Raw genomic sequence first — 12,080 nt, 5'->3', positions numbered from 1 at the left:
TGCCCAAGCGAAAGCCGATGCTCAGGCACTTACAGAGGCTCTGGCGCAAGCAGAAACACAAGCGAAAGCTAATGCCCAGGTACTCGCAGAGGCGCTTGAGCAAGCAGAAACACAAGCGAAAGCTGATGCTCAGACGTTAACTGAGGCGCTTGCCCAAGCAGAAGCCCAAGCGAAAGCCGATGCCCAGGTACTCGCCGAGGCGCTTGCCCAAGCAGAAGCCCAAGCGAAAGCCGATGCCCAGGTACTCGCCGAGGCGCTTGCCCAAGCAGAAGCCCAAGCGAAAGCCGATGCCCAGGTACTCGCCGAGGCGCTTGCCCAAGCAAAAGCACAAGCAACAGTTGATGCCCAGCTGATAGCTGAGGCGCTTGCTCGAGCTGACGCTCATGAGCAGGCAGAAGCACATGCCAGAGCTGATGCCCAAGCACTTACAGAGGCTCTGGCGCAAGCAGAAACACAAGCGAAAGCCAATGCCCAGGCACTCGCAGAGGCTCTTGCACAAGCAGAAACACAAGCTAAAGCTAACGCCCAGGCGCTTGCTGACGCACTTGCCCAGGTTGACACGAAGTTAGAGGCTATAACGATGAGAGAACGCTATGAACTAGCCAAACCTATGTCGAGCATAAATGATTATCTCTTTGAACATGAGACCCAACCTGTTGAACTTATAAAAGTTCCTGCTATATTAACCTCCATCAACTCCAAAATTTCTCAACTATTCAGCTCTTCTCTAGTTCCTCAGCAGGCTGATCTTCTTGGAAAGGTTCTAAGCAATATCTTTCCAAATGCCACTGTCAATTGGAACAAAAGCTTAATGGGTCAGACATTTCTGGCCCAAGTTGAAGATACCTTGATTTGCCTTCATGATCCTGAGCAACCGTGTGATCTGAAGAAGTTTAAAAAGGATGGCTGGAAGGTTTTAGTTTGCAATGATGAAGATCTTACGTTTCCTCGCAGATTGGAAAGACAAATTAGGCAAATCCAACGTTCAGGAAAGATGTCCGAAACTGTATAAACATTTTCTCGTGCCCAAATTGTAGACTATCAATCAATTGCTCAGTACAGAGAAGAACAAGGTGCTCGCGTGTTAACACGGGCACCTTGTTCATTTTCGCTAACAAAGTTCGTACCATAATTATAAGAGTATTATAAAAGAAAATAGGCAATGGCAGGGTTTCCTACAGTAATGAAGAATTATAGTTTATCCCCCTATTCGATTTTCGATAGATTTAGATTAACTGGCAAGGTGGGACGAGAATTATCTCGATGGATAAGATTACACCAGTTATGAACTAGGGGTGCCATCGTTGCGGTTGATGCAGTTCATGCTACTCCCCACAATGAAGTGAAAATAGGAAAAAGGAGAGTTATACTGTGGCTAATCCACAAGAGAGAATTTCTGTACAAGAAATGCTGAGACAACGAGTTTCTTTGCGAAAGTATGCTGAACGGCCAGTCAAGGACGAAGACCTTAAGGCGATTATTGAGGGCGCGATGAGAGCACCCACCGCTGGAAATATGATGATGTATTCGATGATTATAGTAGCGGATCAAGACATAAAACAGCGCTTGAGCGAAACGTGTGATCATCAACCGTTTATCGCCAGAGCCCCGCTCGTGATCGTTTTCTTAGCAGACCTTCAGAGATGGTTTGATTTTTATCTAGATTCAGGCGTTGCAGACTTTTGTAACGAACAAGGGCGGGAATTTTCTGGACCAGATGAAGCGAGTTTAATGTTAGCGAGCTGCGATGCCTTAATAGCTGCCCAAAATGCTGCAATTTCCGCAGAAGCGCTTGGCATTGGATCGTGTTATATCGGGGATATAATGGAGAATTATGAAACTCATAAAGAACTTCTGGACCTTCCACCGTATGTGTTTCCGATCAGCATGCTCTGTTTCGGGTATTACCCAGAGGGCGAGCGACCAAAGCCCAAGGAACGCTTTGAATCGAAATTTATTGTGTCCGAAAATAAATATAACCACCTAACTAAGCAAGATCGGGAAGCAATGTTTGCAGCTCGAGCCAAAGATTTCAATCCCAAGAATACCTGGGGAGCTAAAAACTATGGACAATGGATGTATGCCAAAAAAACCGGTGCCGACTTTTCGATTGAAATGGCACGATCCGTTCGAGCCGCTCTGGAAAATTGGCGTGGAGATAATATATGAATAATACACTGATTGTTTATTATTCGCTTTTCCAAAACACAAAGAATTTAGCATTAGAAATAGCGAATCAGACTGGTGGTACCATAAGAGAATTAATTCCCGATAAGAATTATTCCTTTGACTATAATACGGCCGCTAAAGAAGTAAGAAATGAAATTTCTCGTGGATATTGCCCTAAGCTAATATCCGGAAATGAATCAATCGATGATTATCGAACCATATTTATAGGTACACCTAACTGGTTTAAAACATTAGCCCCGCCGGTTATGAGTTTCCTTAAACAACATATTTTTACGGGCAAAACAGTAATTCCCTTTTGTACTCATGGTGGCGGTGGATTTGGCCAAATTGGAGAGGGCGGGGGGCAAACAATAAGGCTGAAGGGATTAGATACCCTCCAGCCTTGTTGTTTGTAATAAGGTTAAAGTATAGTAGTTTATTTAAAGGCAGGCGGTTTTTCTTTAAAGAACTTAGTTTTATAGGCTGTGTAGATGAAGCCTAGAGCAAGCCAACTGAAACCGACAATTTTAGCTTGGGGCTGAAGACTCATCCAGACATAGAAGATAATAATGAACCCAATGGCCGGCAGGAAAAGGTATTTGAACAAGGAAGCCAAATCTCTTTTTTTGCTCCTGATCACGTAGTGGGATACGACGGAAACATGCAGAAACATGAAACCGGTCAGTGCGCCGAAGTTAACCATAGAGGTCAGGAGATCCATGCTAAGAAGTGCACCAATGGCAATAGCGATAAAGGCTACAAATATCGTGCTCATATAAGGAGTTTGATACTTGGGATGAATTTTACCCAGGAAGGCAGGCATCATCTTATCACGGGACATGCTGTAGAGCAGACGGGAGATGGCGGCTTGAGACACGAGTCCGTCACCGATACCCCAAGCCACGGCTGTTCCCAGAGCAACCAGAATTCTGAGCCAGTTTCCTCCGGCTACCTGAGCCACCGCATAGAATGCGGTATCAGGGTTTTGGAAGGTGGTGTGATCCGGCCAGAGCAGTCCAGCCAGGTAAGTTTGGAGGACGAAGAGTCCGCCGACGAGAAACAAGGCCGTTACAGTAGCTTTACCCACGATTTTCTGAGGTTCTTTGGCTTCTTCAGCCAGGGTACTGATCGCGTCGAAGCCCAGAAAACTTAAGACCGCCAGGGAAGTAGCCGCCATGACCATATCCATGTTGAAGCCTTCCGGTTTCCAAATAGGGTCCAAGGTGAAAGCACCCTGTCCGGCACCTTTCAAAACGGCCACAAAGGCCATCACTACAAAAGCAATCAGGACAAATAGTTCGAAGAACAGCAGTCCGATATTAGTTTTAGCGGTCAGTTCAATCCCGCGGAAGTTTACCACAGTGTTGATAATGACAAAGAGGGCAATCCAGCCCCAATAAGGCAGGATGGGTAAGATTTCCTGCAGAGCATAACCGGCAACCAGGTAAACCAAGGCAGGGGTAAGAATGTAGTCCAGCAGTAAGGACCAACCGGCAAAAAAGCCTACATAAGGGTTGATTCCCCGGGAAGCATAGGAGTAAACGGAACCGGCCATCGGAAAGGCACTCGACATTCTGGAATAGCTTAGGGCTGTAAAAATCATGGCTATAATTCCAATGATATACGCCAGGGGGGCCATCCCGTTAGAGACATCGGTCACATATCCGTAAATACCCATTGGGGCAATAGGAACCATGAAAACCATTCCATAGAAGAGCAGGTCCTTAAAAGTGAGAGCCCTTTTAAGCTCTTGCTTATATCCAAATTCCTCTAGGCTTGTATCGGTCGGGGTATTCTCTTTATTGGGCATTAATAAAAACCTTCCTTTCTAAAAGAAATTAAATAATTCTAAGTTCATTTAGAACACTGAGGGGCATAGAAAATCTAGCAGTCTTTAGCGGATCAACGATTTGACAGATTTGAGCGTTACCACAGGCACTCATCAACATGCCGGCTTCGTTGAGACTGAGAGAACTTCTGCTGGTCAGGAATTGCGCCATCTCGATGGTCGCTGTTTCGATAGCTTGATCGAGGGTTAGAGCCGAAGCGATAAAAGCCAGTTCCTTTTCTGTCTGTACTACCGGATTGCTGATTTCCAGGTTACCGACCTTGCAGATGGTTACATCCACTTCGCCGGAGACTTCGACGCCTGAAACCATAATTTCCCCGTCCCCCATAACGGCATGCAAATCTCCAAGGGCCAACAGACCGCCATCTACCTGGACCGGCAGATAGAGGATAGCGCCCGGTTTGATCAGGGTACAATCCATGTTGCCACCATGACTTCCCGGAGTTCCGCAGGGTATACCGACTCCTTGCGGGGCGATCCCAATGACCCCGATCATGGGAGTCAAGGGCAATTGTAACTCTTTAAAGTAAGCGATGTCTCCTTCGATCGGGATGATGAGGGTTTCTGATTTTTTGATCAGGCTGCCCAGTACACCGGCATCGGGGGCGGCCACCATTTTACCCGGTGTTTTGACCCGAATTGCTTTAATGGTTACCGAGATGACATCCCCGGCCTTTATTCCGTTCAGAAAAACGGGACCTGTAGCAGGATTGACGCGCTCAAAATCGAGAATTTCCAGAGTATCCTCAGGGTGATTAAGCTGCTCACTAAAGCAGTCAAGCGTTTCAAACGTAAGCTCACAAGGTAAACTGACTTGAGCAACAGGTAAGTTAGTTTTGTCCAAGGCAAAGAAATGCGTGTCCTTAGAGATGAACATACCGATTCCTCCCTTATTAATTTTAGGCATACAGATACTGGTCCTTAATGTACAGCCTCAATATTCCTCGGATTTGAAACCTTTCTTACCCAAGAGCTTCATGATGATCATATAAAACAGGCCTATACTTATCCAGACAAAACCCAGTTCTCTGGCCAAAAATCCCAGGCTCATCCACACATACCCGATAATCAAGAGACCAACAATGGGAAGAAAAAGATGGTTAAAATAATCTCGACTCTTCTTGCGGATGATAAAATGATTAATAACGGTTACATGGAGGATGAGGAAAGCGGATAATGCACCAAAGTTGATCAGGGATGCCAAGTCGTCGATTCTAATTCCGCCCATCATGATAACTAGGGTAATAAAGGCTACGAGGAGCGTGCTGACATACGGAGTTTTATACTTAGGATGGATTAGAGCAAGAATAGCAGGCAATTTACGGTCGCGAGCCATACTGAAGAGGATCCTGGAGATCGCAGCTTGGGCAACAAGGGCGTTGGCAATACCCCAGGCCAAGGCTGTAGCGACACTACATAGCCCTCTTAGCCAGTTTCCTCCCGCGATTTGGGCAATCTCATAGAAGGCACCGCTTAAATCCTGAAATGAAGTATAGTCAGGAACGATCAAGGATGCCACCCAAGTCTGAAGGATAAACAGACTCCCGATGATTGGAATGGTTAGGATAATTGCCTTTCCCACGATTTTACCGGCGGCGGTTCGTTCCCCTTTTACTTCTTCGGTGAGAGTGGAGATGGAGTCAAAGCCGAGGAAGCTGAGCACGGCAATCGAGGCAGCATTCATCAGCAGGGAGAGGTCGAACTCCTCCTTAGCGATGAAAGGCTTAAGAGAAAAATGGGCCCCGTTTATATGAACATTTACTGCAGTAAAGCCAACTAAAAGGAAAATTAAAAGAACGCTAATCTCCACGGCGACAATGACTTTATTGGTTTTAGCCGTAATCTCAATGCCTAATATGTTAATGACTGTATTGATAAGGACGAATACAATTAACCAAGCTACTTTAGGTATAATCGGAAGCATGGTATGTAAAGCGGTAGCACTGACTAAATAAAGCAGCGGGGGAATCAAGATATAGTCAAGCAGAATAAGCCAACCGGCAAAAAAACCGATATGCTCGTTAATTCCCCGCTGGGCGTAGGAGTAAACAGACCCGGCAACAGGGAAGACCTCTGCCAGACGGGCATAGCTTAAAGCCGTGAACAGCATTCCGGTCATCCCGATTAGGTAAACCAGTGGAACCAGGCCTTTGGAACTGCTGGCAACATAGCCGAAAATTCCAAAGGGGGCGATCGGCACCATGAAGATGACCCCGTAGATTAATAAGTCCCCCAGCGTTAATGAACGTTTAAGCTCTTCTTGATACCCTGAATGCTGCATTGTACTTTCACCTCAAGAAAATTATTGCATAACGATACAATGCTGCTTGAACTGTATTATATCAGTTGGCGCAGCATTGCTTTTACAAATATTTACCCAGTTTTTATAATTTCCTGCATTTTTCCTAGTAAGCTGATGATCACTTGTAAGACAACACTCAAGCCGAGACAGAGGATGGGCGTGTAAAAGTAGCCAAACCTTAGATAGATGACGACCCCGCAGATTAAGGGAAGCAAGCCGCTATAAGCAACAAATCTCAGCGGATGAGTGGTTCGGAAAAGCGTTATCAGATAGGGAATGATCAGGGAGGCATAAACAATCCCTAAGACAGAGATTACCTCGATCAGGGAATTATGAAGCAGGAGTAGAAAAAAAGCTCCGACAAGAAGGTTGATTAAGAGTGAAAAGATATATCCTTGCTTAATCGGGCTCGTTTCTTTAACGGGGTGATCAGTCTCCCGGAATTTGAAATAGAGTAAGACAGTACTGAAAAGATTGAGAGCATAGGAAGATGAGACGGCGATGAAGACAGTCAGGATATATAAATTGAGTAAAATAATCGACTTATTTCTCTCCAAGACTTGCAGGATGTTATTTCCGGTCAGTACAGTTTGGGACATGCCGTAAATAGTGATAGCTGAGTAGCCCATGGATATGGCGAAGACACAGAATATCGCAATCAAAAGGATGGAATACTGCCGTTGTGGCTTAAGCCGATAGACGCAGTGCCAGAGGGAATGATCCAGGAGATACTGGGACGTCAGGATGATAATTCCGGTCAGGAGAATTATCGTCCATTCCGAAAAACTGATCGGGTTAAGGGGGATTATGACAAGATCTTGGTAGGTGGTAGAGAGGCCTTTTTCTAAGAAGACGGAAACCGTGATCAGGGCAGTTGTGAAAAAGACAAGGATCATCTGAGGTTTGGCTCCCTTATTCAGGGCCTCAAATCCTCCAAGTCCCGAATAGATAAACGAAAAGACAACTATAAAGAAGAGGATCCGATAACTTGCTTGCAGAAAATAGGGACCTAGTAAATAGTTTAAGGCGACCAACTGCAGGAGCATGTTCCCTAAATTAATTGCGCATAAAACCAGCAAATGATATTTGTAGCTATAGGGGTCGGATTGTTCTCTTAATAAATCATGGATACTATGACAGGCCTTCTTTTTGCGGAGTTTGTAAACGATCAGGACATAAATAAGGAGACTGGCCAAGACCGTGAAGGCGAACGCCAGGCCACCCATAACCCCGAAGCGGAGAGCATAGATAATGGCGAAGGCCAAGAGATCCCCGGAAATGAGGCGCGACAGCAAGAGGTTGGTACCGGTGCTCAACCCTCCAAAGCCGGAGCGTCCTTCAGAGTAGACCTGCAGATTGGGGAATGATCCGATATGGGGGAACAGAAAAAGAATCAGGATTACCCCTAGATATAAGGGGATATACCAATTAATCATAACGACCACTCTTAAGTTCTTTATATTTACCGGGGGTTAAACCCTCGTATTTCTTAAAAATACTGTTAAAGTAGTTTTGACTGTGAAAACCAACGACATCAGCGATCAAAGCCATACTATAATCGGGGTGTTTGAGCAGTAGGGACTTGGCCTTTTCAATTCGGTATTTCATGATATAGGAAGGAATGCTGAGTTCCATCTCATCCGAAAATTTCTTGCTTAAATAGGTTGGGCTAACATGTACGGTTTCGGCCAGGCTTTCCAAGCTGATCTTTTGACTGAAATCCCGGCTGATAATATCTAAAACTTGTTCAATGACGACCGTTTTAGACGGGGAATACCCACTGCGTTCAATGAACTTCTTGATCGCTTCGTCTAATTCGCCGGCAATAATGGGTTTGACTAAATAATCGACCACTCCTAACTTGATCGATTTTTGCGCATAGGCAAAGTCCTGATAGGCAGTTGTAATCACAAAGCTCAGATCGGGATTTTCCCGCTTCAGGGTTTCAATCAGTTCTAAACCTGAGATGCCGGGTAAATGGATATCAATAAAAGCCAGCACAAACTTATTTTCTCGGGATAGTTTGAGAGCTTGGGAAGTTTCTTCTGCACAATAGATCTCCCAGACCGGCCATTTCTGTTTTATCATGTGAGCGAGCTGTTCCAGTTCTAAGGGTTCATCATCGACTACTAAAAGCTTCATAATTTTACCTCCGGAGTGTAGGGCCAGTCTATTCTGGCCTCCGTCATTTCATCGTTTCTTTGAATCTTCAGTTCCGTCCTCATATCAAAGGTGATTTCTAAGCGTTTACGCAGATTTTCCAAGCCGACCCCTTTAGAGGGGAAGGCCTCCTCTAGTTTAAGCTCTGGGCCGTTGTCTATAACGATTAGGGAGGCCCAGTTACCTTGCCGATGTAAGGATATTTTTAGAAATTTTTCCCCTGTCTTTTTGTCCAAGCCATGCTTAAAGGCGTTTTCAACCAAGGTTTGCAGGGTGTAGGGAGGGAGGAGAGTATCTCTGGCTTGGGAGTCGATTTCGATCACGGTTTGCAGCTTTTTTCCAAAGCGAGTCTTTTGAATGCGAAGATAGTTTTCCGTATGCTGCAACTCTTTTTCAAAGGTCACCAGCGGTTCTTTTTCCATATAGTTGTATCTTAGAAAAAGAGACAGATTTTCCACGGCTTTGACCGAGTCCTCTAAGCGTCCTAATCTGCCCAGACTGGTAATGGCATTTAACGTATTAAACAAAAAATGCGGCTGGATCTGTTGATTGAGTTGCATGAACTGGCTTTGCTGTAAGTCATGCTCGAGACACACTCGTTTGTTTTCAATTTCTAAAATATTTACTTCCCTTTCTAAGAAGGATAAAAGCAGGATAATGACAAAACCGGCCACCGGTAAGAGTGTGCCAGCCATGAGGGACAGAGAAAAGAAATTATAAGAAATCATGTCTTTCACCCAATCCTATCAGTCCGAGGGGACTTAATATCCTTAGAAATACTCTTTTGGTAGTCTGCATTGGCCCACCTAAAAGCATTGCTAATTGCTTTAGTATTCAATACTGCTCTTTGAACTCCTGCTTGAGCGGGCTAGATTCCAAGGATTCGTCGCAAAGGTTAAGGTGTAATCAAGAGAATCGGTTATGAGGCTTTGGGGGGAATATCGTTTGAATAAGTTCGGCAATAAGAATATAATGCGAGGAAAGACTACACTAGAAAGAAGGATAATGATGTTGAAAATTGGTTGTCATCTATCCATTTCCAAGGGTTTCAAGGCTATGGGTAAAGAGGCCCTAAAGATAAATGCCAATACGTTTCAGTTCTTTACCCGCAATCCAAGAGGAAGTAAAGCGAAAGCGATCGATCCCAAGGATGCGGAAGCATTACTGATGCTTATGAAGGAAAATCAATTTGCGCAGGTTTTAGCGCATGCCCCTTACACCCTCAATCCTTGCTCCCCCGAAGAGAAAACCAGAGAATTTGCTGCCCAAGTGATGGCAGATGATTTGGTTCGTATGGAGTATTTACCGAACAACCTTTATAACTTTCATCCCGGAAGCCATGGCGGACAAGGCGCTGGGGAAGGTATTCGACAGATTATCTCGCAGCTGAACACCCTTATAAAGCCCCAGCAGACGACCATCGTCTTGCTGGAAACCATGGCAGGTAAAGGCACAGAGATTGGTCGCACTTTCGAAGAACTCAGGCAGATTTTAGACGGTGTAGTTCTATCTGGAAAAATGGGTGTTTGCATGGATACGTGCCATATCAATGATGCCGGTTATGATATTGTTCATGATCTTGACGGGGTTCTTGATAAGTTTGATAAGGTCATTGGCTTAGAAAGACTTTATGCGATTCACCTTAATGACAGTTTGAATCCTAATGGCAGTCATAAAGACCGCCATGCCAAAATTGGGGAAGGCTCCATCGGTTTACAAGCGATCACCCAAATAATCAATCACCCCAAACTCCGTCATTTGCCTTTCTTTCTTGAAACACCCAACGATAATGCAGGTTATGCCCAAGAAATAGCGTTACTGAGAGGGGTCTACGTAGAAGGTAGTTAAGACGAGATTTGCGCATCTCCCCGGCTATACGGGGCAACTCACAAAAAAACAAGGTATTTCGCGTGTTGACGCGGAGCACCTTGTTTGACTGAGCAGTCTCCCACTTGACTCTAGTTATCTCGTAATCTCTTAACTTCTTCTTCAGAAAGACCAGTTGCAAGGGCCACCTTTGGAATTTCAAATCCCATGTCTAAAAGGTTCTTTGCAACTTCCGTTCTTCCTTCAGCTCTTCCTTTATCCTTCTCTGACTTCATCCTTGTCAGCTGGTCACGTAGCTCGGCTTCTCTGGCATCGTACAACATTCTTGCCTTTTCATCTTTACTGATGATCTGTAATATGTCATAGGCTTTCTTTATGTCCTTATTCTTTTCTGCTAACATCTCAATCACTCCTTTTGACTTTGCATCCAAGAATTCCATCCATTCCACGATGGGATCATTCTCGTCTCTCGGAATTTCCAAATCGGCTAGCTTAACGATCTCCAGGAAATGCACCTCTAATATATCAGTCAACCGGTACCCTGTTGCATCCTCCGTCAAATGATAACTGGAGTGCAGTAGTTTGAGTGGAGTACATTTGAAATCAACGATGTTTATGGTAATACATTTTTGTAACAAATCATAGGTATCTCCCGGCTTAATCTGACTTATATACATCTTAGACCAGTAAAACATGGTTCTTTCAGGCATGAATTCAGTTGGTAATATTTGTATTTCGATGTCTATCTGTTTCCCTTGTTTCGTTTTTACTCGAACATCAAGTATTCCTTTTTTGTCCTCAGCAAACTCTCTTAGAAGCTCGCTATTAATGATTTCTATTCCCTCAAAGTCTTCCGTTGGCACACCTAGTACGGCGCTTAGAAAGGCTATTAGCAGGTCTTTATTCTTTTCATCTCCGAAGATCAACTTGAACACGAAGTCTATTTTTGGAGACATTAGGAAGCCATCGTCCGTTGATGTCTTTTTGCTTTTACTCTTCTTGCTCCCAGCCATTGTAATTTTCATCCTCTCTCTAGTTCTATAGTATCATTTTAGCAAATCTGCCCTAGTTTAACCACCCGCTAATGGACAACCATTACCAACTAAACATACGATCCTATAACTACATTATATAACATGACAGACTTAAATTCCATTAATATCCAATAACGTGAAACTTATCATCAACAAATTGACACCCTTATTTGTTTGTAGTGACTAAATTGTGCCGGGGTTTTAATTGTGGACGGTGTGGCTTTATTATTAATCCGAGGAGATGTGAAAGTGGATAAAATCAATCTTAATGAGAAATTGGATCTTTTTGAGGAGTATTGGAGTCCGAAAATTATAGGTGAAGTCAATGAATCCTATGTGAAGGTTGCTAAACTTAAGGGCGAATTTTTATGGCATACCCATGAAAATGAAGATGAAATGTTCTATGTTCTAAGAGGGTTATTAATCATTAGGTTTAGGGATAAAGATGTTATCATAAATCAAGGAGAATTCCTTATTATACCGAAGGGGATTGAACATATGCCTGTTGCTGAAAAAGAAGTACATGTGATGTTAATTGAAGCAAAAACAACGTTAAATACAGGTGATGTGAGGAATGAAAGAACAGTAGAGATACTTGAAAAAATCTAAGTCCTATGATAAGGAGAACCGCTAAATAAAAAGATTGACTTGCCAGTTACCCAGACAGAACTATCATCACTACACCCGGAAGAGACTAGGGGTAGTGATGATTTTTTTGCGCTAATTATGTTCCTGCATA

The 12,080-nt window shown here is 44.0% G+C and carries 11 protein-coding genes and 1 pseudogene; 5 read left to right on the top strand and 7 right to left on the bottom strand.

Annotation, left to right across the window (positions count from 1 at the left end; translation table 11 throughout):
* The 3 genes and pseudogenes from UF75_RS29385 to UF75_RS21320 form a co-directional block, all read left to right on the top strand.
* A pseudogene (locus UF75_RS29385) lies at window positions 1–1,012 on the top strand (hypothetical protein); the annotation flags it as partial.
* 359 nt (window positions 1,013–1,371) lie between these two features.
* Complete coding sequence (locus UF75_RS21325) at window positions 1,372–2,169, top strand: nitroreductase family protein (RefSeq protein ID WP_242860373.1); 798 nt, start codon at window positions 1,372–1,374, stop codon at window positions 2,167–2,169.
* Window positions 2,166–2,585, top strand: coding sequence for a flavodoxin (locus UF75_RS21320; protein ID WP_045576570.1), 420 nt, complete (start codon window positions 2,166–2,168; stop codon window positions 2,583–2,585). Before UF75_RS21325 ends, UF75_RS21320 begins: the two co-directional genes overlap by 4 nt.
* 20 nt (window positions 2,586–2,605) lie before the next feature.
* Here UF75_RS21320 and UF75_RS21315 read toward each other — a convergent pair whose 3' ends face one another.
* The 6 genes from UF75_RS21315 to UF75_RS21290 all read right to left on the bottom strand — a co-directional run bounded on the left by UF75_RS21315 (window position 2,606) and on the right by UF75_RS21290 (window position 9,175).
* Window positions 2,606–3,979 carry an APC family permease gene (locus UF75_RS21315; RefSeq protein ID WP_045576569.1) on the bottom strand — a complete coding sequence of 458 codons (1,374 nt, stop codon included), beginning with the start codon at window positions 3,977–3,979 and terminating at the stop codon, window positions 2,606–2,608.
* Window positions 3,980–4,007: 28 nt separating this feature from the next.
* The gene (locus tag UF75_RS21310) at window positions 4,008–4,895 is read right to left on the bottom strand and encodes an acetamidase/formamidase family protein (protein ID WP_045576568.1); all 888 of its coding nucleotides are present in this window, start codon (window positions 4,893–4,895) and stop codon (window positions 4,008–4,010) included.
* A gap of 57 nt (window positions 4,896–4,952) precedes the next feature.
* The gene (locus UF75_RS21305) at window positions 4,953–6,299 is read right to left on the bottom strand and encodes an APC family permease (protein WP_045576567.1); all 1,347 of its coding nucleotides are present in this window, start codon (window positions 6,297–6,299) and stop codon (window positions 4,953–4,955) included.
* A 92-nt stretch (window positions 6,300–6,391) separates the two neighbouring features.
* Window positions 6,392–7,756, bottom strand: a complete 1,365-nt coding sequence (locus tag UF75_RS21300) for a hypothetical protein (RefSeq protein ID WP_045576566.1) — start codon at window positions 7,754–7,756, stop codon at window positions 6,392–6,394.
* Window positions 7,749–8,462, bottom strand: a complete 714-nt coding sequence (locus UF75_RS21295) for a response regulator (protein ID WP_045576565.1) — start codon at window positions 8,460–8,462, stop codon at window positions 7,749–7,751. The genes UF75_RS21300 and UF75_RS21295 overlap by 8 nt, the downstream gene beginning before the upstream one ends.
* A complete protein-coding gene (locus tag UF75_RS21290; protein ID WP_197079491.1) occupies window positions 8,459–9,175 on the bottom strand; it encodes a histidine kinase in 717 nt (238 codons plus the stop codon). The genes UF75_RS21295 and UF75_RS21290 overlap by 4 nt, the downstream gene beginning before the upstream one ends.
* A 313-nt stretch (window positions 9,176–9,488) precedes the next feature.
* On the opposite strand from UF75_RS21290, the gene UF75_RS21285 reads away from it, so the two are divergent.
* Complete coding sequence (locus UF75_RS21285) at window positions 9,489–10,328, top strand: deoxyribonuclease IV (RefSeq protein ID WP_045576572.1); 840 nt, start codon at window positions 9,489–9,491, stop codon at window positions 10,326–10,328.
* 110 nt (window positions 10,329–10,438) lie between these two features.
* Here UF75_RS21285 and UF75_RS21280 read toward each other — a convergent pair whose 3' ends face one another.
* Window positions 10,439–11,320: an Rpn family recombination-promoting nuclease/putative transposase gene (locus UF75_RS21280; protein WP_045576563.1), complete on the bottom strand. Its 882-nt coding sequence runs from the start codon at window positions 11,318–11,320 to the stop codon at window positions 10,439–10,441.
* 270 nt (window positions 11,321–11,590) lie between these two features.
* On the opposite strand from UF75_RS21280, the gene UF75_RS21275 reads away from it, so the two are divergent.
* A complete protein-coding gene (locus tag UF75_RS21275; protein WP_045576571.1) occupies window positions 11,591–11,950 on the top strand; it encodes a cupin domain-containing protein in 360 nt (119 codons plus the stop codon).
* Window positions 11,951–12,080 lie beyond the last annotated feature (130 nt).

The sequence above is a fragment of the Desulfosporosinus sp. I2 genome, from assembly GCF_000960765.1.
Taxonomy (GTDB): Bacteria; Bacillota; Desulfitobacteriia; order Desulfitobacteriales; family Desulfitobacteriaceae; genus Desulfosporosinus.
Note: the sequence above shows the minus strand (reverse complement) of the source record. Positions and strands in the feature narration are given on the sequence as shown.

What these genes read in the sequence shown, in the direction of transcription:
- UF75_RS21320 (WP_045576570.1), top strand. Translation starts at nt 2,166, where the DNA reads ATGAATAATACACTGATTGTTTATTATTCGCTTTTCCAAAACACAAAG.
- UF75_RS21315 (WP_045576569.1), bottom strand. Translation starts at nt 3,979, where the DNA reads ATGCCCAATAAAGAGAATACCCCGACCGATACAAGCCTAGAGGAATTT.
- UF75_RS21310 (WP_045576568.1), bottom strand. Translation starts at nt 4,895, where the DNA reads ATGTTCATCTCTAAGGACACGCATTTCTTTGCCTTGGACAAAACTAAC.
- UF75_RS21305 (WP_045576567.1), bottom strand. Translation starts at nt 6,299, where the DNA reads ATGCAGCATTCAGGGTATCAAGAAGAGCTTAAACGTTCATTAACGCTG.
- UF75_RS21300 (WP_045576566.1), bottom strand. Translation starts at nt 7,756, where the DNA reads ATGATTAATTGGTATATCCCCTTATATCTAGGGGTAATCCTGATTCTT.
- UF75_RS21295 (WP_045576565.1), bottom strand. Translation starts at nt 8,462, where the DNA reads ATGAAGCTTTTAGTAGTCGATGATGAACCCTTAGAACTGGAACAGCTC.
- UF75_RS21290 (WP_197079491.1), bottom strand. Translation starts at nt 9,175, where the DNA reads ATGGCTGGCACACTCTTACCGGTGGCCGGTTTTGTCATTATCCTGCTT.
- UF75_RS21285 (WP_045576572.1), top strand. Translation starts at nt 9,489, where the DNA reads ATGTTGAAAATTGGTTGTCATCTATCCATTTCCAAGGGTTTCAAGGCT.
- UF75_RS21280 (WP_045576563.1), bottom strand. Translation starts at nt 11,320, where the DNA reads ATGGCTGGGAGCAAGAAGAGTAAAAGCAAAAAGACATCAACGGACGAT.